The organism is Amycolatopsis sp. NPDC059235 (genome assembly GCF_042754125.1).
Classification (GTDB): Bacteria; Actinomycetota; Actinomycetes; order Mycobacteriales; family Pseudonocardiaceae; genus Amycolatopsis; species Amycolatopsis albidoflava.
The window spans coordinates 1-23,172 of record NZ_JBHZAG010000120.1; the positions used below are offsets into that span (position 1 = coordinate 1).

22 protein-coding genes are annotated in these 23,172 nt (G+C 68.6%); 9 read left to right on the forward strand and 13 right to left on the reverse strand.

Annotation, left to right across the window (positions count from 1 at the left end; all coding sequences use genetic code 11):
• Positions 1-117: 117 nt before the first annotated feature.
• The 7 genes from ACFXI3_RS42605 to ACFXI3_RS42635 all read right to left on the reverse strand — a co-directional run bounded on the left by ACFXI3_RS42605 (position 118) and on the right by ACFXI3_RS42635 (position 8,856).
• Entirely contained in the window at positions 118-969 is an 852-nt protein-coding gene (locus ACFXI3_RS42605; RefSeq protein WP_378407550.1) for an alpha/beta fold hydrolase, read from the reverse strand.
• 61 nt (positions 970-1,030) lie between these two features.
• The gene (locus ACFXI3_RS42610; protein WP_378407552.1) at positions 1,031-1,528 is read right to left on the reverse strand and encodes a flavin reductase family protein; all 498 of its coding nucleotides are present in this window, start codon (positions 1,526-1,528) and stop codon (positions 1,031-1,033) included.
• A complete protein-coding gene (locus tag ACFXI3_RS42615) occupies positions 1,525-2,997 on the reverse strand; it encodes an FAD-dependent oxidoreductase (RefSeq protein ID WP_378407554.1) in 1,473 nt (490 codons plus the stop codon). The genes ACFXI3_RS42610 and ACFXI3_RS42615 overlap by 4 nt, the downstream gene beginning before the upstream one ends.
• Positions 2,998-3,086: 89 nt before the next feature.
• Positions 3,087-5,597 carry an alpha/beta hydrolase fold domain-containing protein gene (locus tag ACFXI3_RS42620; RefSeq protein WP_378407556.1) on the reverse strand — a complete coding sequence of 837 codons (2,511 nt, stop codon included), beginning with the start codon at positions 5,595-5,597 and terminating at the stop codon, positions 3,087-3,089.
• A complete protein-coding gene (locus tag ACFXI3_RS42625) occupies positions 5,590-6,525 on the reverse strand; it encodes a VOC family protein (protein ID WP_378407558.1) in 936 nt (311 codons plus the stop codon). Before ACFXI3_RS42625 ends, ACFXI3_RS42620 begins: the two co-directional genes overlap by 8 nt.
• A gap of 15 nt (positions 6,526-6,540) precedes the next feature.
• Positions 6,541-7,725 (reverse strand): acyl-CoA dehydrogenase family protein, encoded by a 1,185-nt coding sequence (locus tag ACFXI3_RS42630; protein ID WP_344286406.1) that lies wholly within the window; start codon positions 7,723-7,725, stop codon positions 6,541-6,543.
• An 87-nt stretch (positions 7,726-7,812) separates the two neighbouring features.
• A complete protein-coding gene (locus tag ACFXI3_RS42635; RefSeq protein WP_378407560.1) occupies positions 7,813-8,856 on the reverse strand; it encodes a 2Fe-2S iron-sulfur cluster-binding protein in 1,044 nt (347 codons plus the stop codon).
• A gap of 209 nt (positions 8,857-9,065) precedes the next feature.
• On the opposite strand from ACFXI3_RS42635, the gene ACFXI3_RS42640 reads away from it, so the two are divergent.
• The 4 genes from ACFXI3_RS42640 (at position 9,066) to ACFXI3_RS42655 (ending at position 11,930) form a co-directional block, all read left to right on the forward strand.
• Positions 9,066-9,452, forward strand: coding sequence for a nuclear transport factor 2 family protein (locus ACFXI3_RS42640; RefSeq protein ID WP_378407562.1), 387 nt, complete (start codon positions 9,066-9,068; stop codon positions 9,450-9,452).
• A gap of 89 nt (positions 9,453-9,541) precedes the next feature.
• Positions 9,542-10,687, forward strand: coding sequence for a Rieske 2Fe-2S domain-containing protein (locus tag ACFXI3_RS42645; RefSeq protein ID WP_378407564.1), 1,146 nt, complete (start codon positions 9,542-9,544; stop codon positions 10,685-10,687).
• Positions 10,684-10,947 carry a ferredoxin gene (locus ACFXI3_RS42650; RefSeq protein ID WP_378407566.1) on the forward strand — a complete coding sequence of 88 codons (264 nt, stop codon included), beginning with the start codon at positions 10,684-10,686 and terminating at the stop codon, positions 10,945-10,947. Before ACFXI3_RS42645 ends, ACFXI3_RS42650 begins: the two co-directional genes overlap by 4 nt.
• A 158-nt stretch (positions 10,948-11,105) precedes the next feature.
• A complete protein-coding gene (locus tag ACFXI3_RS42655) occupies positions 11,106-11,930 on the forward strand; it encodes an IclR family transcriptional regulator (RefSeq protein WP_344286401.1) in 825 nt (274 codons plus the stop codon).
• A 36-nt stretch (positions 11,931-11,966) separates the two neighbouring features.
• Here ACFXI3_RS42655 and ACFXI3_RS42660 read toward each other — a convergent pair whose 3' ends face one another.
• Positions 11,967-12,701, reverse strand: a complete 735-nt coding sequence (locus ACFXI3_RS42660; protein ID WP_378407568.1) for an SDR family NAD(P)-dependent oxidoreductase — start codon at positions 12,699-12,701, stop codon at positions 11,967-11,969.
• Positions 12,702-12,882: 181 nt separating this feature from the next.
• On the opposite strand from ACFXI3_RS42660, the gene ACFXI3_RS42665 reads away from it, so the two are divergent.
• Positions 12,883-13,638, forward strand: coding sequence for an SDR family NAD(P)-dependent oxidoreductase (locus ACFXI3_RS42665; RefSeq protein WP_378407570.1), 756 nt, complete (start codon positions 12,883-12,885; stop codon positions 13,636-13,638).
• 1 nt (position 13,639) lies between these two features.
• Here the strand turns inward: ACFXI3_RS42665 and ACFXI3_RS42670 are convergent, their stop codons facing one another.
• The 4 genes from ACFXI3_RS42670 to ACFXI3_RS42685 all read right to left on the reverse strand — a co-directional run bounded on the left by ACFXI3_RS42670 (position 13,640) and on the right by ACFXI3_RS42685 (position 17,577).
• Entirely contained in the window at positions 13,640-14,107 is a 468-nt protein-coding gene (locus ACFXI3_RS42670; RefSeq protein WP_378407572.1) for a hypothetical protein, read from the reverse strand.
• Between the two features lie 10 nt (positions 14,108-14,117).
• Entirely contained in the window at positions 14,118-15,407 is a 1,290-nt protein-coding gene (locus ACFXI3_RS42675; protein WP_378407574.1) for a flavin monoamine oxidase family protein, read from the reverse strand.
• Entirely contained in the window at positions 15,400-16,842 is a 1,443-nt protein-coding gene (locus tag ACFXI3_RS42680) for an APC family permease (protein WP_378407576.1), read from the reverse strand. The genes ACFXI3_RS42675 and ACFXI3_RS42680 overlap by 8 nt, the downstream gene beginning before the upstream one ends.
• Before the next feature lie 105 nt (positions 16,843-16,947).
• The gene (locus tag ACFXI3_RS42685) at positions 16,948-17,577 is read right to left on the reverse strand and encodes a TetR/AcrR family transcriptional regulator (protein WP_344286395.1); all 630 of its coding nucleotides are present in this window, start codon (positions 17,575-17,577) and stop codon (positions 16,948-16,950) included.
• Between the two features lie 134 nt (positions 17,578-17,711).
• On the opposite strand from ACFXI3_RS42685, the gene ACFXI3_RS42690 reads away from it, so the two are divergent.
• From ACFXI3_RS42690 to ACFXI3_RS42700, 3 genes are all read left to right on the forward strand, one after another.
• Positions 17,712-19,067: a flavin monoamine oxidase family protein gene (locus ACFXI3_RS42690; protein ID WP_378407578.1), complete on the forward strand. Its 1,356-nt coding sequence runs from the start codon at positions 17,712-17,714 to the stop codon at positions 19,065-19,067.
• Positions 19,064-20,737 carry an aldehyde dehydrogenase family protein gene (locus ACFXI3_RS42695; RefSeq protein ID WP_378407580.1) on the forward strand — a complete coding sequence of 558 codons (1,674 nt, stop codon included), beginning with the start codon at positions 19,064-19,066 and terminating at the stop codon, positions 20,735-20,737. The genes ACFXI3_RS42690 and ACFXI3_RS42695 overlap by 4 nt, the downstream gene beginning before the upstream one ends.
• 105 nt (positions 20,738-20,842) lie before the next feature.
• Entirely contained in the window at positions 20,843-21,658 is an 816-nt protein-coding gene (locus tag ACFXI3_RS42700) for an SDR family oxidoreductase (protein WP_378407582.1), read from the forward strand.
• On the opposite strand, the gene ACFXI3_RS42705 is transcribed toward ACFXI3_RS42700, so the two are convergent.
• Complete coding sequence (locus ACFXI3_RS42705; protein WP_378407584.1) at positions 21,607-22,125, reverse strand: MarR family winged helix-turn-helix transcriptional regulator; 519 nt, start codon at positions 22,123-22,125, stop codon at positions 21,607-21,609. The two genes, ACFXI3_RS42700 and ACFXI3_RS42705, sit on opposite strands and share 52 nt — an antisense overlap.
• Before the next feature lie 150 nt (positions 22,126-22,275).
• Between ACFXI3_RS42705 and ACFXI3_RS42710 the strand changes: the two genes are divergently transcribed.
• Positions 22,276-23,064 carry an IclR family transcriptional regulator gene (locus ACFXI3_RS42710; protein WP_378407586.1) on the forward strand — a complete coding sequence of 263 codons (789 nt, stop codon included), beginning with the start codon at positions 22,276-22,278 and terminating at the stop codon, positions 23,062-23,064.
• The last annotated feature ends 108 nt before the right edge of the window (positions 23,065-23,172 follow it).

The window sequence follows — 23,172 nt, forward strand, 5'->3', positions numbered from 1 at the left end:
GCGTGAGGGGCCTTCGGCCTGTCACGCCGGGCAGCCCCCAAACGCCGGCGCGATCCCGCGTGGTGGGCGAGTTGGGTATTGAGGGGCCGGGCGGGGGTGGCGGGGGGTGGCGGAGGGTCAGCGGGAGAGGAAGGCTTGGACGGTGGCTTCCCAGGCTGTCTTTTGTTCGATCATGACCCAGTGGCCGCAGTTCGGGAAGATGTGTAGTTCGCCATTTGGGAGGGTGCGCATGGGGAGTAGGGCCATGTCTACTGGGCTGACTCGGTCGTCGCGGCCCCAGGTGATGAGGGTTGGGGTGGTTAGGTGGCGTAGCTTTGCCCAGGCAGGGGTGTCTGCGTTGCGGGTGGCGGTGGCCATTGCGGTCAGGGCTGCGGTGCCGTACATGCGGCGGGAGTTTTCCAGGGTGGCGGGATCTGTTGCTTGGGTCCAGCGTTCCTCGATCAACTGCTCGGTGACCATGGATTGGTCGTAGACCATCGAGCGCAGCCAGGCTACTAGCGCGTCGCGGGTCGGGTTTTCTACGAACTCGCTCAGGCGGACGATGCCTTCTCCTGGTTGCGAGCTGAAGATCGGGGTTCCGATGCCGCCGATCGTGACCAAGCGCTCGACTCGTTCGGGGGACGAGAGGGCGAAGTCCGTTGCGACGAAGCCGCCCATTGAATTGCCGATCATGCGCACGCGGTCCAGGGAGAGACCGTCGAGCAAGGCGCGGACGGCGGTGCCGGCGGACTGCATCGGGTGGGCGGCGCCGAAATCATCGCTGACGCCGAAGCCCGGGAACTCCAGCACGATCGTGCGGTAGTGCGGGGCGAAGGTCGGCAGGTTGGCGCCGAAGTTGCGCCAGCCCGTCACGCCGGGGCCGGAACCGTGCAGCAGCACCAGCGGCGGGCCGTCGCCGGCTTCGCGGTAGCGCAGGACGCCGTGGTCGGTGGGGAGTTCGCGGAGTTCGGGAGCGGATTCGGCGGTCATGGCTCGACTTTGCCAGCGGAATCGGAGCCGGTCGGACGGCTTTCCCGATCAGCGGACGCTCTCAGGCGGGCACGGTGAGGCGTCCGTAGCGGCCGCGGAAGAAGACGAGCGGTTCTTGGTCCGACGAGTGCAGGTGCCGCACCCGGGAGACCACGATCGTGTGGTCGCCCGCCGCGTGTTCGGTGTCGAGTTCCGCTTCGATCCACGCCAGGGAATCGGCGACCACCGGCGCGCCCGAGGGCGACGGAGTCCAATCGATTCCGGCGAACTTGTCGACACCGCGGGCAGCAAGGCTTCGGCACACTGCTTCCTGGGATTCGGACAGGATGCTGATCGCGTAGCAGCCCGCGGCGCGCACTCGCGGCCACGACGTGCTGGTCGCGGCCACGCAGAACGCGACCAGCGGCGGGTCGAGCGACACCGAGGTGAACGAGTTCGCCGCCAGGCCGACCGGTGAGCCGGTGTCCGGGTCGATTCCGGTGATCGCCACGACGCCGGTCGCGAAATGGCCCAGTACGGTCCGCATCCGCGCCGGGTCCGATGTGGACGGTGTGGTCATTCGACTTCCCCTTTCGCAGCAGCGATTCCGGCCCGCCGTCCGTAGAAGCTGCCGTCTCCCAGCGAAGCACCGCTGACGTAGCCGCCGGTGCAGATGCCCGCCGTACAACGGCCGGCTGCGAACAGGCCCGGGATCGCCTCCCCGGATACGTGCAGCACCCGTGCGTCCAGGTCGGTTCGCAAGCCGCCCAGCGGGAATCCGGCGGTGGCGCCCCGCAGGTCGAAGGCGGCGACCGCGCCGGTGAGCGGGCGCAGCCACTCCGGTTTCTTGCCAAACAGCGGGTCCCGGCCTTGCGCGGCATAGGTGTTGTAGACCTCGACCGTCGTTTGCAGCGCCAGTTCCGGCAGACCCATGTCGGCCTCCAGTTCGGCGACGGTCTCGGCGGCCCACGTCGGCGGCGTGCGGAAGATCGGGGTGGCGGTCTCGGTCGCGAGGGCTTCCTCGTGCGCCTGTTCGTCGATCACCAGGAAGGCCTGGTTGTCCTGATGGAACAGCGTCGCCTGGCCGATCCGGCCGGGGTAGGTGTCTTCGGTGACGTAGCGCTGGCCCTGGCCGTTGACGAGAATGCCGCGCGCCATCATCTGCGGATCGGCGAAGAACGCGACTTCAGTGGCGTCCAGGTGCGCGGTCGCCGCGCCCAACGCGGTCGCGGCCAGGATGCCGACGCCGTCGTGTTCCTCGATCGCGGCACCCGGACGCCCGATCAGCCGCGGCGCGTGGTCGGCGACCATCTGCTCGGAGTAGGCGAAGCCGCCGGTCGCCAGGACGACGCCGAGTTCCGCCCGGACGGCGATCTCGCGTCCGTAGCGCCGCGCGAGCACTCCGACGACTCGCTCGCCGTCCACGATGAGACGGCTCAGGCGGACGTCGTAGGACACGCGCACGCCGAGCGCTTCGGCAGTCTCCGCGAGCGGCTTCATCAGCATGTAGCCGCCGCCTCGCTCCCCCGTGCGTTTGTCGCGCATCTGCGGCACGTGTCCGCGCGGCGCGGGGCTGGCGACGGCGTTGAACGGTGCCGCGTTTTCGCCGCCGGAATAGGCCAGGCCCTCGTCGTGCGGCGGTTCCCAACCCGGCTCGTCCCAGAGCGCTTCGCGGAAGGGCACGCCGTTGCCGATCAGCCAGTCGTAGTGCTCCAGGCTGCCGAGGCAGTAGTCGGCGATCTTGGCCGCATCGGCGCCCGGGCCGACGGCCGCGAGCAGGAACTTCTCCATGTTCTCCACGGAGTCCTCGAAGCCGAGGGCGCGCTGGAGCGGAGTGCCGCCGCCGAGGTACACGAAGCCACCGGCCAGCGCCGCCGCACCGCCCCAGCCGCTCGTGCGTTCCAGGATCAGCACTTGCGCGCCGGACCTCGCGGCCTCGATCGCGGCGGACACGCCGGCGATGCCGTACCCGGCGATCACCACGTCCGCGGTCTCGTGCCATTCGGTGATCGAGGCCGCCGGGACGGGACGCAGCTTGCCTGCCGTCATACGTCAGTCCTTTCTCGTTGCGGGGTGCGGCGTGCCGTGAGGGGAACCCTGAGGGACTCTGAGTCCCTCAGGGTTCCCCTCACGGACGACTAAGCCAGGAGGTCCCGCATCATCTGCCAGAGCTTCTCTCGCGCGGGTTCGGTCAGGGACAACGCCGGGATCGTCAGGAAGCCGTGGAACAGGCCCTCGAAACGGTGTGCGGTCACGGAGACCCCGGCTTCCCGCAGACGCTCGGCGTAGGCGTCTCCGGCCGTGCACAGCGGATCCAGTTCGGCGGTCGCGACCACAGCGGGAGGAAGGTCCACAAGAGACTCCGCCCGGGTCGGCACCAGGTAGGGGCTGTCGGTTCCGTTCGGCGCGTATTGCGCCCAGTACCACCGCATCGCGGTCTCGGTGTTGTAGTAGCCCTCGCCGTAACGCTGATAGGACTCGGTGGAGAAATCGTCGTCGATCACCGGGTACACCAAGACTTGCGCGGCGATGCGCGGGCCGCCGCGGTCGCGCGCCGCAAGGCACACTGTCGCAGCTAGATTGCCCCCGGCGCTGTCGCCAGCTACGCCGATCCGGGCCGGGTCTCCCCCGTACTCAGCGGCGTGTTCGGTGGCCCAGACCAGCGCCGCGTAAACGTCCTCCATCGCTGCGGGACCAGGATGTTCCGGGGCCAGCCGGTAGTCGACCGCGATCACCACGGCCTCGACCGCATCCGCCATGGCACGGCAGAACTCGTCGTGGCTGTCGAGGTCGCAGAATACGAACCCGCCGCCGTGCGCGAAGACCAGAACCGGGAGGGGCCCTTCGTGGTGCGGCGCGTAGATCCGCAGGGTCAGGTCCCCGCCAGGGCCTTCGATGACGCGATCTTCCGCGATCCGCATCGCGGGCTGACGCGTCAGCGGTGCCCGGCGGGAGCGGATGAGCGCCCGCAGGTCCGCGGGATCGTGCTGGGTCACGTCCGGGAAGTCCGCCAGACCGGCGAGCATCGCCTTCACCTCGGCGGCGGGATCGTCGAGCACGAACCCGCGATACCCGGCGGACGCTACCTCGTCGCAGATCGCGCGGTACTTGCCGAGCCCGCCGACGTACGGCATGAACACCCGGGGCTTGCCGGGGATGTTCGCGCCGAGGTACCAGGAGTCGGCGGCCGGGAACAGCGTCGCCGCCGCGTTGGCGTTGCACGTGGCCACCCATTCCGCGACGGCGTCTTCGCTCGCCTCGATCGTCGTCGCGCGGTGCTCGTCGAGGTAGTCCACACAGGACGCGATCCAGTCCACGTGCTGTTCGGCGGTCAGCACCATGTTCGCCAGCACGCTCGGGCTGCCGGGCCCGGACACGACGAACATGTTGGGAAATCCCGAAACCGCCAGCCCGAGGTAGGTGCGCGGGCCCGCCGACCATTCGTCGCGCAGCGTGCGCCCGTCCCGGCCGCGGATGTCGATGCGGGACAGCGAACCGGTCATCGCGTCGAAACCGGTGGCGAAGATCAGCATGTCGAGTTCGTGCAGACCGTCCTCCGTGAGAACGCCGTCCGGAGTGATCTCGGTGATCGGCGTGCGGCGGAGGTTGACCAGCTCGACGTTTTCCCGGTTGTACGCCTCGAAATACCCGCTGTCGGTGACGATGCGTTTCGTGCCGATCGGATGGTCGTCCGGGATGAGCTGTTCGGCGATCTCCGGGTCGTGCACGAGGTCGCGGATCTTGGCTTCGACGTATTCGCGCGCGGTGTCGTTGGCGGCGAGATTCGTGGTCTGGTCGGGGAAAGCCTTGGCGAACAGGTATCCCCCGCGTTCCCACCACCGGTCGTAGATCCGGGTCCGCTCGGCGGCGTCGACTTCGAGCGCGCCGCGCGGGTGCGGGCTGTTGGGCGTGCCGCCGCCGCTGATTCGCGACAACCGCCGCCGTTCGGGATAACCGGCTTTGATTTCCGCGAGGTCCTCCGGCGTCAGCGGCCGGTTCCGCGCGGGAATCGAATAGTTGGGGCTGCGCTGGAAAACCGTCACCCGCGCGGCGGTTTCGGCGACGACCGGGACCGTCTGGATGCCGGACGACCCAGTACCGATCACGCCGACGCGCTTGCCCTCGAATTCCACGCCGTGATGCGGCCAGGCTCCGGTGTGGTACAGCTCGCCCGCGAAACTGTCCCGCCCCGGAATGTCCGGCATGTTGGTGGCCGACAGGACACCGGTGGCCAGCACGAGAAACCGCGCGCTGACGGTCCGGCCGGTGTCGGTGCGGATCGTCCACCGCCCGGACCGGTCGTCGTAGTCCGCCGCCGTCACCCTGGTCGAAAACTCGTACGCCGAGCGCAGGTCGTGCCGGTCCGCGACGTGGCCGAGATACCGCAGAATCTCTTCCTGAGCCGCGAACCGCTCGCTCCACGTCCATTCCTGCTGCAGTTCTTCGTCGAACGAGTAGGAATAGTCGATGCTTTCGACGTCGCAGCGCGCACCGGGGTACCGGTTGTGGTACCAAGTTCCGCCCACCCCGGCCGCGCTCTCGAAGCCGCGCACCCGCATGCCGCGCGCACGCAGTTTGTGCACCGCGTAGAGCCCGGCGATACCGGCGCCGACGACGACCGCGTCGAAAGAGTTTTCCACGTCAGGCATCCACAGTGGACTCGGCGGCCTTCTGCGCTTCCTTCATTTCCTTCATCCAGAGCCATTCGTGGCCCCAGTAGCTGTCCGCGGTGATTTCCTCGGCGGTGTAATAGCTTTCGTCGACGGGCTGTCCGCCGTAGCCGTACTCGATGTCCCAGCCGCCGGGGACGCGCACGTAGAACGAGATCATCTTGTCGTTGGTGTGCCGCCCCAGTGTCGAGGACACCGGGAAATCGCGCGCCAGCACCTGGTCGTAGGCGCGGCCGACCGCGTCGAGCGAATCGACCTCCACCATGACGTGGATCAGGCCCGGGTCGCGGCCTTCCAGGCTCGGCATGATCGCCAGGCTGTGGTGGCGCTGGTTGACCCCGAGGAACCGGATCCGCAGCGGACCGGCTTCGGGCGGGCCGGGCATCCGGAACGCGCCGCGCGAAAGGAAGCCGAGCGTTTCGGTGTAGAACTCGAAGGACTCGTCGAAGCTGGTGGTCGGCATGACCACGTGACCGAGTCCCTGCGCGCCGGTGACGAACTTGTGGGCGTACTTGGTCACCACCGGGCTGTGTTCGAGCACCGGACCGTGGAAGAACTCCAGCGGAGTGCCGCCAGGATCCTTCGCGGAGAAACCGGCCTCGACCTTGCGCCGGTCGGCGAGTTCCTGCGACATCGACGTGCACTCCACGCCAGCGTCTTCCAGCGTCGCGCGGAGCCGGCGCAACGCCGGAGCGTCGCGCACTTCCCAGCCGACCGCCGTCACACGGTCCGCGTCGCCGTGCTCGACGGTGATCCGCGACGGGCGCTCGTCCATCCGGAAGTGCAGCGCGTCCTTCTCGTCGCCGAAGCCCGGTGCGAAACCGAGCACGTCGAAGCCGAGTTCGCGCCAGCGCTCCAGGTCGGTGGCGATGACCCGGACGTAGCCGAGTCCCTTGATTTCGCTCATGACGGAGGTCCTTTCTCAGATCATCACGCGCAGGGGACCCTGCGGGACTTCGACGTTCAGCGACGCCAGTGCGGCGGCGTGGTAGGTGGTGCTGGTGACGTGGATCGCGTGGTGCAGACCGGCGTGCGCGTCCCGCCAGAAGCGCTGCAGCGGGTTGTCCATCCGCAACGCGTTCCCGCCGGCGCGGTCGAAGATCTCGTCGGCGGCGCGGACCGCTCGCCACGCCGCGCGGGCCTGGTCGCGGCGGATCTGGGCGCGGGTGGCGAAGTCGATCTCCTCGCCGCGGTCGACCTTGTCCCACACCTTGTCCACATTGGACAGAAGCTGCTGGCGCGCGGCGTCGATCTCCGAGGCCGAATCGCTGAGTGCGTGCAGCACATACGGATCGTCCTTGACGAGAGTGCCGGTCGCGCCGACGCGATTGCGCTGGTACTCGACCCCGGCGGCCAGCACGCCCTCGCAAATGCCGATGGTCGCCGACGTGATGCCCAGCGGGAAGATCGTCGACCACGGCATCTTGTACAGCGTCTCGGTGACGCCGTACTCCCTCGCCGCGGAGCCGTCGATGACCTTGTCCGCGTCCATCACCCGGTAAGCCGGGACGAACGCGTCCTTGACCACGATGTCCTTGCTGCCGGTGCCGCGAAGGCCGACGACATCCCAGGAACCGTCGATGATCTCGTAATCCGACCGCGGCAGGATCACGTGCATGCTGTGCGGCGGCATCAGCGGCTGGCCGTCCTGGCCGCCGAGCATCGCGCCGAGGAAAATCCAGTCGCAGTGGTCGGTTCCCGACGAGAACTGCCAGCGGCCGTTCAGCACGAAACCGCCGTCGGCCGGCACCGCGACCCCGGCGGGCATGTACGGCGACGCCTGCCACGTATCGGTGTCCTCGCCCAGGATCTCTTCCTGCACCTTCGGATCCGCGAAGGCCAGCTGCCACGGGTGGACGCCGACGATGCCGCCCACCCAGCCCGCCGACCCGTAGACGCTCGCGGTCTTCATCACCGTCTCGGCGAACTCGCGCGGGTGGGCCTCGTAGCCGTTGTACTTCTTGCGCTGCAGCAACCGGATGATGCCCGCCTGCTTGAGCCGCTTGGCCATGTCGTCGGGAAGGCGGCCGAGCGACTCGCCCTCGTCGGCGGCGGCCCGGAGTTCGTCGGCGATCGCCTCGATGTTGTCGAGCACTGGATTCGGCATAGGGGCTCCTAGATCTTCGCAGTGGGTCGAGCTTGCCAACCAGGAAGCCGGATCGGACCGGGTCTCCTGATGAGTGGAACAGCGGCCTCAGTACTCGATGGCGATCTCGTCGCTGACCGGTTCCGCCTGGCACGCCAGGATGTAACCGTCGGCGAGATCGTCTTCGGTCAGAATCTCGTTGCGCGCCAGGTTCACCTTGCCTTCCGTCAGCGCGCACACGCACGCGCTGCAGGCGCCTTCGCGGCACGAGTACGGCGCGTCGACACCTGCGGCCAAGAGCGCGTCGAGGAGTTTCTGCCCGGCATTCCAGGGCACGACGTGGTCGTCGCCGTCGAGCGAGACCCGTACCGTGCTCGCGACCTCGCCGGTCCCGGTCTCCGGGTCGGCGGCGAACGGATCTTGCTGCAGGGAAAGGAATCGCTCCGAGTGCACCTTGGTCCCGGGGATTCCGGCGCACACGTCCGCCGCCAGGTCCATCAACGGTTCCGGACCGCAGAGGTAGACGTCGCGGCCGGCGAACGGACGCAGCAGCACGGTCAGCAGGTTCCGGCCGGGATAGCCCTGCAGCGACTCCAGCAGGTGGATCACCGTGAAGCGATCGGGAAACTTGCTCTCGAGGGCGGCCAGTTCGCCGGCGAAGATCACCGACGCCTCGTCCCGGTTCGCGTAGATCAGCACGACGTTCCCGCTGCCGCCGAACAGGATCGACTTCGCGATGGCGATCACCGGCGTGATCCCGCTGCCGCCCGCCACCAGCACCACCGGCTGGTCCAGCGACGCGGGTGTGAACGTCCCGGCGGGCGGGAGGACGTCGAGTTCGTCCCCGGCCGCGATCGTGTCGCACAGCCAGTTGGACCCGTGCCCGCCCCGCACGCGCTTGACGGTGAACTTCATCGCCTGATCGCTGTGCGGCGAACTCGACAGCGAGTAACAGCGGGCGGACCCCGTTCCGGCGTCCGGGACCCGCACGGTCAGGAACTGCCCCGCGCGGTAGCCGAACGCGGCTTCCCCGACCGGCTCCACGACGAACGAGCGCGCGTCGGCGGTCTCCTCCACGACGTCGGTCACCCGGACCCGCTTGCCGCGCGAACCCGGCGCGGCCTCGCGGCCGGTACTCGTTTCGGTGGACATCCACCCTCCTGGTCCTCGTCGCCTGATCGGGGAACGGTAGGGCCGCGCCCGGCCGCCGGACCGCGGTCGTTTCGCTGACTGGGAGGCCGGTCGCGAAAGATCTTGTCCGGCAGGCGCTTCCGGCCAGGTCAGCGGTGAAATCGGCACCGGCTTCCCACCAAGCGGTTGCTCGGTCTCTGCCCCGGTCCCGGCTGTGCTTGCATCCCCGCATGCTGACCATCGACAAGATCACCCAGACCGTCGCGGAGTACGCGCGCAGGCTCGAAGCGGGCGACGCGGCCAAGATCGCCGAGCTTTACGCCGAGGACGCCACCGTCGAAGACCCTGCGGGCAGCGCTGTCCGCAAGGGCCGTGCAGCCATCGCCGCGTTCTACAGCGAACTCGACGGCCTCGCTCTCACCGCCGAACTGCTGACCGTCCGCGCGTCCGGCGACACGGCGGCCTTCCATCTGCGCGTGATCACCACGACGGAGGAGTTCGTCAGCTCGATCGAGCCGATCGACGTCATGACGTTCGACGAACGCGGCCGGATCACGAGCATGCGCGCGATCTGGAGCCCGGCCGACGTCGTGCACCACCGGCGTTCCAGTCAGTGAACTGTGACCCGGTTCATGGCCCCGGCACTTGTTAAAACCGGAACGCACCGGACCGACAGCTCCCCACCAACCCTTTCCAGGAGAGCGCGATGACTTCTCTGCAACCGAACGAGATCCGCCTGATCGAAGCGGATTCGGCGCCGTCCCGCTTCGCCCGCGGCTGGCATTGCCTGGGTCTCGTCCGCGATTTCGCCGACGGGAAACCGCATACCGTGCACGCCTTCGGCACGAAACTCGTGGTGTTCCGCGGGGAGAGCGGAAAGATCAATATCCTCGATTCCTACTGCCGGCATCTCGGCGGCGACCTGTCCCAGGGCGAGGTCAAGGGCGACGAGATCGCCTGCCCGTTCCACGACTGGCGCTGGGGCGGCGACGGCCGGTGCAAGCAGATCCCGTACAGCAAACGCGTACCGATGCTCGCGCGCACCCGGGCGTGGACGACCTTGGAGCAGGACGGATTGCTGTTCGTCTGGCACGACCCGGAAGGCAAGAAGCCGGCCGATGAGGTCGCCATCCCGCGCATCGAGGGCGCGGAAAGCGACGAGTGGACCGACTGGCACTGGTACACCACCGTGGTGAACACGAACTGCCGAGAGATCATCGACAACGTCGTGGACATGGCGCATTTCTTTTATGTGCACGGATCGCTGCCGACGTACTTCAAGAACGTCTTCGAGGGCCACGTCGCGACCCAGTACATGAACGGCGACGCCCGCGACGACTATCCCGCGCCCGAGGGCCAGCCGAAAATGCTCGGCACCACCTCCGTCGCGTCGTATTACGGCCCGTCGTTCATGATCGACGACCTGACTTACCACTACGAGTTCGGCGATCACCACACGGTTCTGCTCAACTGCCACTACCCGATCTCGGCGGATTCGTTCGTGCTGCAGTACGGGATCATCGTCAAGAAGTCGGCGTCGCTGCCGGAGGACGCGGCGATGGCTTCGGCGATCGCGCTCGGCGACTACATCAAGGTCGGCTTCGAGCAGGACGTCGAGATCTGGAAGAACAAGGCCCGCATCGACAACCCGCTGCTGTGCGAGGAAGACGGGCCGGTGTACCAGCTCCGCCGCTGGTACGAGCAGTTCTACGTCGACGTCGCAGATGTCCGGCCGGAGATGGTCGACCGGTTCGAGTACGAACTGGATCTCACCCGGCCGACGAAGGCGTGGCACGACGAGGTGGCCGCCAACATCGCCCGGCAGGCCAAGCCGACGGAGACCGCGCCGTGAGCGAACTCAGGACCGACAACCGGCTCGACGACGTGCCGATGCAACCGCTGCGGTGCCAGCACTGCGCCGCGCGGCTGCTGGTGCGCAAGAGCACCGTGCACCAGACGAGCTTGCAGTGGAACGCCGAAGCCGTCGAAGCCTGCGCGGAACTCGGCTCGTCGCCCATGCCGGGACCCGCGCTGGCCGGATGTTCGCGGCTCAAAGAGTCCCTCGAGGCCGAAGTCGCCGCAGGACGGCTTCGGATCGTCCAGACGGTATGACCGCACAGGTGCGCCGTGCCCGGTTTGCCCGGACACGGCGCACTTTTCTGTCCGCGAGCCGGTTTACAGCCGAGCGTCGATGTGCCTACACTCCAAAGTGTCAGATTCTGACAGGTAGTCTTAATCTGACACACGCAGTCTCTGGAGGTGGTGGTGCAATGGCGCACATCGAGGAAGCCCCCGCGGCGATGATCGACCGCGTCGCGTCCCTGCTGGAGTCTTTCGTGGGCGAACGGCCGCTGACCCTGGCCGAACTCGCCCGCCGCTCCCACGTCCCGCGGTCGTCGGCGCACCGGATCCTGCAGCGGCTGGTCGAACTCGGCTGGGTGGAGCGCAAGGAGTTCACCTACACGCTCGGCGTGCGGATGTTCGAGCTCGGCTCCCAGTTCACCCGGCGGCGCACCGTCCCGCGCGCCGCCGTCGCGGTGATGGCCGAACTGCACCGCCGCAGCGGGATGACCGTGTACCTGAGCATGCTGGTCGGCTCCGAGATCATGCACCTGGAGCGGATCGGCTCGTGGCCGTCCGCCTCCGGGCAGTGGAGCGCGGGCGCCCGGCAGCCGGTCCCGCTCACCGCCCCCGGCCGGGCGCTGCTCGCCACCCTGTCGCCCGATCATTGGCCTGAGCTGCATTTCGGGTACGCGCCGACGCAGTACTCCATCCAGTCGCGCAGCCAGCTCCTGCGCGACCTCGCCCGGGTCCGCGACCGCGGAGGCGTCGCCGTCGATGCGCAGGGCACTCATCACGGCGTGACTGTCGTAGCCGCCCCGATCACCACGATGGACGATGACGGACACTTCGCGCTGTCGGTATGCGGGCCGACCCGAGCGCTCGACTTGGTCTCGACGATCACCGAGGTGCGCAATGCCGCCGCTACCGTGTGGCGGGTCGCCAACGGGGTTCCGACGCTGCGACCTCGGGCGGTGCCGGAGCTTCCTGCGGTTGAGCTGCAGTTGGCCAACGGCGGACCTGCTGCTGGCTAGCCGGCCCTCGATGCGGAGGGCCGGCCAGCCGGGTCGTCAGGCGGTTTGGCCGCCGTCGATCACGAAATCCTGCCCGGTGCAGTAACTGCTCGCGTCACTGGCGAGGAACGCCACCAGCGCGGCCACCTCAGCCGTCGTGCCGGGACGAGGTATCGGCTGACCAGCCACCGCTCCCCCGCCCGCGCGGGTCGTCTCGGAGATCATCTGCGTGTCGATCGCACCCGGGCAGACGCAGTTGACCCGGATGCCGAACTCGCCAAGCTCCTTCGCCGCGGATTTGCTCGCCCCGCGCAGTCCCCATTTCGACGCGCTGTACCCCAGACCGCCCGCGAATCCGGTCAACCCCGCGGTCGAGGCGACGTTGATGATCGAACCGCCGCGGTCGCGCATCAACGGCAGCACGGCCTGCATCCCGAGAACCGGGCCGATCAGGTTGACGCCCAAGGTCTGCGCCAGATGCTCCTCCTCGAAACTCGCCAACGGTGCCTTGCGGTAGAACCCAGCGTTGTTGACGAGCACGTCGACCCGGCCGAACTCGGCGCGGACGCGTTCCATGGCGGTGGTCCAGTTCTCCTTGCTGCGCACGTCCAGTCCGACGGCTCGCCCGTCGATCTCCGCCGCGACCTTCGCGACGGCACTCTCGTCGAGGTCGGCCAGCACGACGCTCGCGCCCAGCCGGGCCGCCGTCCGGGCGTGCTCCGCGCCCTGTCCTTGCGCGGCACCGGTGACGAACACGATCTTGTCCCGCAGATCCACGAGTTGGTCGGTCACGTTCCACTTCCTTCGGCTCGGGGTGCGTGGTCGCGCGAAGGTACCTTCGGCAGCGAAAAGAGCGGGGCGCATGCGTCGGCTCAATGGACACCTCCGGCGCTCGGTTGACCAACGCGGCACAGCCTCGTAGTCTCGACCAAGCGTTTGCTTGCCATCGTCCCCGACAGGAGAAGACCGGCCCTTGAACGACTTTCACGGCAAGCCGGGCGTCGCGGTCGTGACCGGAGGCACCGGAGGTCTGGGCGCCGCGATCTGCCGGACGCTCGCCGGACGCGGCTGCGCGATCGCCTTCACCTACCGCAGCAATCAGGAAGCAGCGAGCAAGCTGGCGACCGAACTCGGCGCGACGGCCGATTCTCTCGATCTCGCCGACCCCGCGCAGAGCAAGGCGTACATCGGCAGCGTGGTCGAGCGTTTCGGGGCGATCCACACCCTCGTCCACGCCGCCGGGCCGCTCGTCCCGCAGCAGCATCTGTCTACAGTGGACCCCGGCGAGTTCGGCAGGCACCTCGCCGCGGAAGCCGCCGCGTTCTTCAATCTTGTGCATCCGGCATTGCCCGCGCTGCGAGCCAGCAAAGGATCGATCGTGGCGGTCACCACCGCGGCTACCAAGCGCTATCCGGTCCGCGACGGTCTGTCCGCGGGGCCCAAGGGTGCGGTCGAAGCGACCGCCCGGGCACTCGCGGCCGAGGAGGGCCGGTTCGGCGTCCGCGTCAACTGCGTCGGGCCCGGGATGTTGACCGACGGCATGGCCGCGGACCTGATGGCGCGCGGCGACCTCGACGAACGCGCTCTTGAGGCCGCCCGGCGCGCCATCCCGTTGCGCACCTTCGGCAGCGCGCAGGACATCGCGGAAGCGGTGTGTTTCCTGGCCTCGGACCGGGCCGGGTTCATCAGCGGGCAGAAGCTCGACGTGGACGGCGGATACGGCGTCTGATCTAGCTGTCCCAGCCGCTGATGAACTCCTCGACCATCCCGGGCACGTCCGAGGCGTTCCCGATCAGTGCCGCGTGCATCATCCGCACCTGCAAGTCCTCCTGCCGCACCAGATAGTCGAGAAAATCCCCCGGTGTCTCGGACGCGGCCAGGCAGCGGAGGTCTTCCGCGTACTCGACCGTCCTCGGGTACGCGATCCGCAGCAGTTCGCGCAGCAAGGGTTTCGAGGTGTGCCCGGTGAGCCAGCCCCGGGCGCGCGTCCGCAGGTTCGGCCGGTAGCGGATCGACAGGCGTTCCGCGGCGGCCCGGTACCGAGGCGCGCTGAATGCCTCCAACCGGGCGTAGCCAGCGAAGAACGGGCCCAGCTCGTGCGCGGCGGCGCGGGAGGCAAGCAGTGTCATCGAGATCCGCGCGAACTCGCGGTTCGCCAGCTCGAAACGGAAACCGTCCTCGAAATCGGTGAATTTCACGGTTCCTCCGTCAGTCGTTGAGCACGGCGGCGACCTCGCGAGCCGCCCGTTGGCCGGATTCGATCGCGCCTTCGATGTATCCGGCGTGTTCGGCGGCGGTCTCGGTGCCTGCCCAGTGCACGTGGCCGACCGGGTCGGCGGGGATCGGGAAGTAGCCGTCGCGGCTGCCGGGTTTCGGGAGGGCCGAGTAGCCGCCGCCGACGTGGTCGTCCAGGTGCCAGGCCTTTTCGTGGAAGCTCGCCGGTGACAAGACTTCCGGGCCCAGCCGCGCCGCGAGCGGGCCTAGGACCAGGTCACGCCGTTCGTCCGGGGCCAGCGCGTCAAGTTCGCGCGCTGGGCTGCCGCCGATCAGCACGCACAGGTGTCCCGGGCCGCCGGGTGGCGAGGTGTCGAAGATGACCGAGGCGGGCTTGTCGAGGACGACGAGTTCGGCCTCGTTCCGCTCCCGCCAAAATGGACGGTCGTACACCGAGATCGCCTTGTACACCGAGCCCAGGTACATGTTCTTCGCCAGCCTCGTGCGGGCGGCCGGGAGCGGCGGGTCGAAGGCGATCCGCGCGGCGGTCGGTGGCGGGGCAGTGATGATCGCCTTCTTAGCGGAAACCACGCCGGACAGCGTTTCCACGGTTACTCCCTCGGCGGCAGAACGCACTGCGGTAACCCGGCAATCCGTCCGCACCCGGGCGCCCAGCTCCGCGGCCAACCGCTCGGCAAGCGTTCCGGCGCCCTCGGTCAGCAGACTTTCTTGCGCGCCGCCCTTGGTCGCCATCATCGTGGCCAGCCCGCCTTGGTGCCGGATCATCGAGGCGAACGCGTGCATCGTCAGGAGGTCGAGGTCGGCGCAGCTCGACGCCGCGACGAGGGCTTCGAGGACCCGTCGCGAACGCCGTCCGGGCGACTTGGCGATCCACTGCCCGACCGTCGTGTGCTCCCACTTCGCGGGGGCGCCGAGCTTCGCCCGCAGTTCCCACACCGCGAGCGCCAGGTTCGCCGCGGCCATCGTAGAACTCGGCACAGGCTTGGCATCGTCGACCACGACGGGGCGTTTCGGTGTGTGCATGGGGAAAACGGTCTCGCCGAGGTCCTTCGCGAGCTGCTCGAACCGATGGTGACCGTGGCCGATCCATTGGCCGCCGAGGTCCAGCCGGGACCCCAGCGCGGAGGTCTCCGACAGGACGCGGCCGCCTACCCGGCCCGCGGATTCGAGCACGACGACATCGATCCCGGCGCGGCGCAGGTCGCGTGCGGCGACTAGCCCGGCTATTCCGGCCCCGACGATCGCCACGGTCGTTTCAAGCACCGGCGATGGCGTCATTCTGGTCCCTCCGAACGGATTCATTGCGGTGCCGCTTCACTGCGGCAACCGCACCGAGCACGGCGGCGATCGGAAGCAGCCACGGCAGGTAATCCAGCTGTTTCACCGTTCCCGCAGCCAAAATCGAGTAGTTCGAGATCATGTAAACGAGTCCGACCACCAGTCCGAGACCGCCGAGCACGGGCGCGACAATGGCGAGCAGGACGGGTTCGCCTTCGCGGCGACGCAGGAAGAACCCGACGATCGACGCGGCGGCAATGGCCTGCAGCACCACGATGCCGAGCACGCCGAATCCGAACAGGCTGACTCCCATGCCGAGATAAGGATCCTTGCCCGCCAAGCCAAAGGCCGCGGTCACAACAGCGACGAGAAGCAGCTGCAGCGCGCTGGCCGCGACGGGCGACCCGTAACGGGGATGCGTGCGCGTAAGCCAGTGCGGCAGCAGACCGGCCCGCGCGAGCGCGAACTGGTAGCGAGCCGTATTGCAATGGAAGGCAAGGAAAGCCGCGAAAAGACTCGTCACGACGAGGACTGCCATCACGTCGGCCATGCCCTGGGAAAGCATCGAGGCCATCGCCTTGAACATGAAGTTTTGCGGATCCGCCTGCGCCGCGGCTTTCGCGTTCGAGAAACCGTAGGAAGAAATGGCCGCCCACATGGTCAGCAAATAGAAGATCGTGATCGCGGCGAGCGCGAGATAAGTCGCGCGCGGCACGCTTCGTCGCGGGTTCTTGGCTTCTTCGCCGTACAGTGCGGTCGCTTCGAATCCGGCGAACGAGCCGAAAGCGAGCATCAGGCTGATCCCGAAGCCGCCGCCGAACACGACGCTCGGCCGGAACACGCTGAGCGAGAAGCCGTGGAATCCATTGTGTACCAAGACGGCGACGTCGAAGGCGAGCAGCACCAGCACTTCCGCCGCGAGCAGCACCGCCAGCGCTTTCGCACTCAGCGTGACCTCGAAGTACGACAACGCCGCGACCGCCGCGAGAGCGACCACCGCCCAGGTCGCCCAGCCGAGGTGCAGCCCGAACTGCCCGGCGACGACGTCGGAGAAATAGGCCAGCGAACCGAAAATGCCGATCGTTCCGGCGTTGTAGGTGACCAGCGCCAGGCAGGCCGCGGCGCCGCCGGCGGCTTTGCCGAGCCCCTCCCTGGCGTAGGTGTAGAAGCCGCCGGTGTTGGTGATGCGGCGGCTCATCTGGACGTAACCCGCCGCGAACAACGCCAGGACCACCCCGGCGATCAGGTAGGTGCCAGGCACTCCCGGGCCGTTGCCGAGGGCGACGGACAAGGACAGGACTGCGACGACCACGCCCATCGGCGCGACGCCGGCGAGCACGAAGAACACGATGTCGGTGGTGCTGAGTGCGCCCTTTTCGAGCTGCTCGTCGGCAGCGCCGGGCGGAAGGCTGGAGTTCATGGAGGCACCGTCCTCGGGGGACCGGATCGGACTGGAAAGTCGGACGTCCGTCCGAGAACAGTAGGTCAGCGGTCGCGGCGAAGCAACACTCTCCGCCGGAACGGGTTATTTCGCGGCGCCGCGGACCCTGGCCACCGGCTGCGGGTCGGCGAGCATGACGAGCATGTCCAGCGCGTGGTTCAGGTCGCGGTGCGAGCGCTCGGAGTCGGGGTTCGCGACGTGCTGCAGGATCAGGCCGTCGACGACCGCGAGGCTGATCCGGCCGAGCACGTCGAAGCCGACCGCGCAGCGCTCCCCCGCCGCCTGCGCGGCCTGCTCGCAGAACCGGGTGACCAGCGTCGTGTACCGCTCGTACTGCAGGTGCGCGAGCCCGCCCGCGCCCTCGGCGCGCAGCGAGTAGGTGGCCAGTTCGTACTGCATGATCTGCAGGCCGAGGCGGCTTTCCACCAGGCGGTTCCAGAAGTTCAGCACGCCGGCGCGCAGGGCGTGCTCGACGCCCTTGTCCAGTTCGAGGCCCGCGCGCAGGGTCGCGGCGATCTCGTCGATCACGGTCGTCAGCACCGACTGCAGCAGCAGGTCCTTCGACGGGAACACGTAGTGCAGCGTGCCCAGCGAGATGCCCGCCTCCGCGGCGACGGCGCGCAGGGTCGTGGCGGGCACGCCCACCTCGCTCAGGACGTTGACCGCCGCGCCGACGATCTGCTGCTCGCGTTCTGCTGCCTTGACGTAGGCCACTGGACTCCTGCTCCCCGCTCGGTCGTGCGCCCCGGACGGCCGCGCGTCCGGGAATTCCGCCACCACTCTTGCACGTCCGGCCTCCGGTGCCTACTTTAAAGTCGGACAACCGACCGAGATCTCAAGGTGGAGATATGACGGACTGTGACGTGGCGGTGGTCGGAGCCGGGCTCGCCGGCCTGTGCGCGGCCAAGGCGCTGAAGGCGGCTGGCCGGAGCGTGCTCGTGCTGGAGGCGAGGGACCGCGTCGCGGGCCGGAATCTCGGCGGCGAGCTGGCGAACGGCGTGCCGGTCGAGCTGGGCGGCCAGTGGATCGGCCAGACGCAGACCGAGGTGCTCGCGCTCGTCCGCGAACTCGGCCTGGAGACCTACCCGACCTACGACAAGGGCGCGGCGGTCACGCTCTACAACGGGACTCGCACCCAGTACGAGGACGAAACCTTCGGGCTTTCCGAGGCGGCGGCAATCGAAGTCGGCCGCATGCAAGCAGAGCTGGAAGCGATCGCGGAGACCGTGTCGCTGTCCTCGCCGTGGCTGTCCCCCGGCGCTGGCGAACTGGACCGGCAAACCCTGGCGGAATGGTTGCGCGCCAACACGGACAACGCGGAGGCGCTGGCGTTCTGGGACGCCGTCGTGCCCGCGCTGTTCTCCGCCGAGGCGTCCGAAATGGCCTTGCTGCACTTCCTTTTCTACATCAAATCGGGCGGCCTGCTCGATATTCTTGTCGGCACCACCGGCGGTGCCCAGGAGCTGCGCGTCGTCGGCGGCACGCACCAGATTTCCGAGCGTCTCGCCGCCGAACTCGGCGAGGGAACCGTCCGGCTCAGCAGCCCGGTCCGCACGATCAGCCACCACAGCGACGGCGTGGAGGTGCACTACGACGGCGGTTCGGTCACGGCCCGGCACGTCATCGTCGCGATCCCGCCGACCCTGGCCGGACGCCTGACCTATCAGCCCGCGCTCTCCGGTTCGCGGGACGGCCTGACCCAGCAGATCCCGATGGGATCGGTCATCAAGATCCAGGTCGCCTACCCGACTCCGTTCTGGCGCGAGGACGGGCTGAACGGTTTCGCGTTCAGCCTCGACGACCAGCTCAGCGTCACGCTCGACAACTCGCCGCCGGACGCCTCCTGCGGCGTCCTGGTCGGCTTCTTCGAAGGCGCGCACGCCCGCAGCGCGGCGCGGATGAGCGCGGAAGACCGTCGCAGCGCCGCCATCGTGACGCTCACGAAGCTGTTCGGTCCGCGAGCGGCCGAGCCGATCGATTACGTCGAGCAGAACTGGATGGACGAGGAGTACACCCGCGGCTGCTACGGCGGACGGCTGGGCGCGGGCGTGTGGACGCAGTACGGCGCGGCGCTGGCCGAGCCGATCGGCCGGATCCATTGGGCGGGCGCGGAAATCGCCGAGGTGTGGAACGGCTACATGGACGGCGCGGTCCGTTCCGGCCGTCGCGCCGCCGCCGAGGTGCTCGCGGAGCAGGAGTCGTGAAAACCTTGGACACCGCGCGGCTCGACGGTCTCGTAGAGGAACTTCGCCAGGGCGAGCGGACTTGGGCCCAGCTTTCTCTCGGCGACCGGCTCGACCTGCTCGCCGCGACGTCGGCCGCGCTCCAGGAGCATGCTCAGGAATGGGTCGATATCGCCTGCGGGATCAAGGGTTTGCCGACGGATTCCCCGCTGGTCGGCGAGGAATGGATCAGCGGGCCGTACGCGGTGCTCAGCAGCATCGGGGCGCTCTCGGAGACGCTTGAAGCGCTGCGGGCCGGACGGAGTCCGCTCGACGGCTTCCGGCTTTCCGCCGCCCCCGGAGACCGGGCGGCGGTCCGGGTTCTCCCCCATGGAGTCTTCGATCGCTTGCTGCTCAACGGTTTCACCGCCGAAGTCTGGTCCCGGCCCGGCGTGTCCGCGGAACAATTCGCCGACGCAGCCGGACTGGCCCAGCGGGATCCGGCGAAGACCGGCGGCGTCGGTGTCGTGCTCGGCGCCGGGAACATCTTCTCCATCGCGCCGCTGGACACCCTGTACGAATTGTTCGCCGGCAACCGCGTTGTCCTGCTCAAGCTGAACCCGATCACCGATCCGCTGCTGCCGGTCTTCGAGAAGGTCTTCGCGCCGTTGATCGGCCTCGGGGTGGTCCGCATCGTCACCGGCGGCGCGGACGTCGGCGCGGCGGCCGTCGACCATCCCGGCATCGGCCACGTGCACATCACCGGCAGCGTCAGGTCCCACGACGCCATCGTGTTCGGCCCGGGCGGGGATCGGCGGACCGTCCGGCTGGACAAGCCGATCACCAGCGAACTCGGCGGGGTCTCGCCGACGATCGTCGTTCCGGGCCGCTGGTCCGCCCGGGACTTGGCGTACCAGGCCGAGCATGTCGTCACGCAGAAGCTGCACAACAACGGGTACAACTGCGTCGCGTCGCAAGTCCTGGTGCTCAGCAGCGATTGGGAGCAGAAGGACGCTTTCCTTGCCGCACTTCGCAAAGCGTATGCCGCGGCCCGGAAACGCGCTCCCTACTATCCGGGCAGCGACACCCGCTGCGAGGCCGCCCTCGCCGAGCACCCGGACACGGAACGCTGGGAAGACCGGCTTCTGCTCGACGTGCCCGCGGACGGCGACGCCGCGTTCACCGAGGAATACTTCGGCCCGGTCCTGGCGGTCACGCAACTGCCAGGAGATCCGCGGCAGTTCCTCGACCGAGCCGTCGACTTCGCGAACGAGAAGCTGGCCGGGACGCTGGGCGCGAACATCGTGCTCCACCCGCGGACGAAGCGGCGGCTGGGCAGCAGCTTCACCGAGGCGATCACGCGCCTGCGGTACGGCACCATCGCGATCAACGCCTGGACCGGCGTCGGCTACCTGACCGCCCGCGCATCCTGGGGTGCGTTCCCCGGGCATCCGCTCACCGACGTCCAGAGCGGGATCGGCGTGGTGCACAACGCGCTGCTGCTCGACCACGTCGAACGGACCGTCGTGCACGGGCCGTTCCGGCCGTTCCCCCGGTCGATCGCGACCGGGCAGCTCGCGATCTCGCCCCGCCCGCCGTGGTTCGTCACCAACCGCACGGCGCGGGTCACCGGACGCCGCCTGGCCGCCTTCGCCGGCCGTCCTGGCTGGTCCAAGCTGCCCGGGATCTTCGCGTCCGCGCTCCGCGGCTAGCGTCCTGACGTGAGGATTTGCCTCTTAAATCATATGCACCACTAATGGCATGTTGCGCTCATGGCACCCGCCGACCCCGTTCGCCCACCCGAAAGGACCCCGGCCATGACTCTCGCCGGCAAGACCGTCCTGATGTCCGGCGGCAGCCGCGGCATCGGCCTGGCCATCGCGACCCGCGCGGCGCGGGACGGGGCGAACGTCGTCCTGCTCGCGAAGACCGCCAAACCGCACCCGAAGCTCGAAGGCACCGTCTACACCGCCGCGAAGGAGATCGAAACGGCCGGCGGCCAGGCGCTGCCGATCGTCGGCGACGTGCGGTCCGAGGACGACGTCCTCGCCGCGGCCGAAGCGGCGGCGGAGCAGTTCGGCGGCATCGACATCGTGGTGAACAACGCGAGCGCGCTCGACCGGTCCGGCACCGAAGAGCTCTCGATGAAGCGCTACGACCTCATGCAGGACATCAACACCCGAGGCACGTTCTTGCTCAGCAAGGCGGCGATCCCGCAGCTGCGCAAGGCCGCGAACGCGCACATCCTGACGCTGTCGCCGCCGCTGAACCTCTCCCCCGCGTGGATCGGCGCGCACCTGGGCTACACGCTGTCCAAATACGGGATGAGCCTCTGCACGGTCGGCCTCGCCGAGGAACTGAAGGCGGACGGAATCGCCGCGAATTCGCTGTGGCCGCGCACCCTGATCGACACCGCCGCGGTCCGCAACATCATCGGCGGCGAGAGCCAAGCGCGTACGCCGTCAATCGTCGCCGACGCCGCGTACGCGATCCTCACCCGGCCATCCCGCGAGTGCACCGGGAACCTCTTCATCGACGACGAGGTGCTCGCCGCCGAGGGTGTCACGGACCTGTCCGGCTATCAGCGCGGCGAGGGCGAACTGGCGCTGGACATCTTCGTCGACCCGGCCTGATCCCGCATCCGGTCGAACTCCCCCGGCAGCACGGCGCCCTCGTTCATCTTGGCGAGCAGCTTGTGCAGGGAATCGTGGGACCGCTGCGGAAGGTCGCTGAGCACGTGCTGGTCGAGGTCGGCCAGCAGTGTGTTCGCCTTGCGCAGCGTCTCCCTCCCCGCGTCGCTGAGGTCGACGACGTAACGCCGCCGGTCCTCGGGATCGCGGGCTCGGGCGGCGAGCGCGAGCGACTCCAGGTCGTCCAGGCTGCTGACCATGGTCGCCGGGTCGATGCGCAGGTACGAGCCCAGCGACAGCTGCGACATCGGCCCGTTGTCGGCCAGCGCCTGCAGGACGCTGTAGTGGCGGACCCGCAGGCCCAGGCCGTGCAGCCGGTCCTCGGCGAGCCGGAACACGACCTGGCCGAGCTTGACCAGGAGACAGCTGGTGTGCTCCCCGATCCCGCCGGGCACCAACGGACCAGACATCGTTTCCCCTGCCCATCGTTAGCGGACCGTACGATTGCCGATGATACGGGCCGGGGACCGGCTGACGCGCGGATCGGGTGCGCTGCGCCGCGCCGGGCCCGGCAGGCGTTAATCTGGCCTGACCCGACAGCGCGAGAACACGGAACCCAGGTGAACCAGACCGGAGCACAGCCGCCAGCCGGAACGCAGGCCATCCGCCGAGCGCTCGGCATCCTGCGGCTCCTCATGGACGAGGACGGGGAACTCACGCTCTCCGCGATCGCCCGCAAACTGGACCTCACGCCGGGCACGACGCACCGGGTCGTGCGCGCGCTGAGCTCCGACGGGCTCGTCGCGCACAACCCCCGCACCGACAGCTACCACCTCGGCCCCGGCGCCATCCTGCTCGGCCAGGCCGCCCAGCGCGTGCACGGGCTGCAGCTGGCGTTGCCGGTCATCCAGCGGATCAACGCGGACACCGGCGAGTCGGTCAACATCACGATCCGCGAGGGTGCCGAGTCGGTGGTGCTGTTGCGCGCGCAGTCGACGCTCCCGTTGCGGTTCGAGCAACATCCCGGCGCGCGGTTTCCGTTGTACGCCACGGCTTCCGGCAAGGCGATGCTCGCCAATTCTCTGGACGCGGAGTCCTATCTCGCCGGTCTGCCGGAGAAGCTGCCCGCGTTGACGTCGCACACGCTCGCCACCCGGGACGCCCTCGCGCTGGAGCTGGCCGAGACGCGCGATCGCGGGTACAGCATCGACAACGAGGAAAACGTCGCCGGGGTGCGCTGCGTCGGGGCTGGAGTCCTGGACGAACGCGGTCTGGCTCGGGCGGCCGTGGTGATCCAGGTGCCTACGGTGCGGTTGCCGGAGGATCGGGTTTCGGAACTGGGCGCACTCGCGGTCGAGGCGGCGAAAGAGATCGCGCCGTTCTTGCCGCCGGACCGCCTCACTCGCTAGGTCAGGTGTCCGTGAAGGGCTCCTTGAGGGAATCTGATTCCCTCCAGGAGCCCTTAACGGTCCACCCCACACTCGCGGCGGTGGCCGCAAGCGCGCGCGGGGAGTGCG